The organism is Oleiphilus sp. HI0125 (genome assembly GCF_001635355.1).
In genome coordinates this window covers 1-954 of the sequence record NZ_LWGF01000005.1, presented here as the reverse complement: position 1 = coordinate 954, position 954 = coordinate 1, and the positions used below count along the sequence as shown (strand labels likewise).

Below are 954 nucleotides of genomic sequence, written 5' to 3'. Positions count from 1 at the left end.
CACATACGACAGGTGATTAAAATGAAAAAGACCCTTACTGCGCTCGGAATGTGTGCTGCGGTAGCTTTGTCTCCGCAAATGGCTAGTGCGACTGGTTCAGGCTCTGTTCCTATTCTAGACTTTGCAGGCGGCTTATTAGGCGCTCCAAACTTCCCAGATTCAGAGAACTACACAACAGATGACGACATCATCATTACCGCATTTGATGGCGTTGAATAAACGGCGAACATCTTTGTTCCTACAGATATTCAAGGTACTGCGCCAGCAATTATTTTCATCAATAGCTGGTCAATGAACGAATACCAATACTTACAACAAGCTGCAGAGCTTGCAGATAAAGGCTATATCGTTCTGAATTATGCAACGCGTGGTTTCGGCGAGTCTGGCGGTTTAATTGACACAGCTGGCCCAAAAGACATGAACGACTAGAGCACAGTAATCGACTATTTGATTGCTAACTACCCTGTAGACGAGAGCGCTATCGCAACAGCGGGTATTTCTTACGGCTCAGGCATCAGCTTACTAGGTGCAGCGCAAGACCCTCGCGTAAAAGCCATTGCAGCAATGAGTTCATGGGGCGATCTAGTTCATGCTTTGTACGGCGACCAATCGCCACGCCAAGTTTGGGGTGAGCTACTTAATCTAGCAGGCGGCTTAACAGGCAACCCAGGCCCAATCATTGACCAACATTGGAACAATGTAAAAAATCAGAACCTAGATGCGATTCCAGACGTTGTAGAATGGGCAAGTATCCGTTCACCGATCAATTACGTTGATCAATTGAATGAAAATGGCACTGCGGTTTACCTTGCAAAAGCTTATGGTGATAACCTATTTATGCCTAACACTCTGATGGAAATGTTCAGTCAACTTACTACACCTAAGTACGTTGACTTGCTGCCAGGCACACACGCAACTGCTGAATTACTTCCATCACTTGTTGGCTTGGGTGAA

The 954-nt window shown here is 45.8% G+C and carries 1 protein-coding gene and 1 pseudogene; both read left to right on the top strand.

What is annotated here, in order from left to right:
- Positions 1-219: hypothetical protein (locus A3762_RS26740; RefSeq protein ID WP_231878682.1), on the top strand; the 219-nt coding region annotated here is incomplete at its 5' end.
- Between the two features lie 9 nt (positions 220-228).
- Positions 229-954, top strand: a pseudogene (locus tag A3762_RS26730) (alpha/beta hydrolase); the annotation flags it as partial.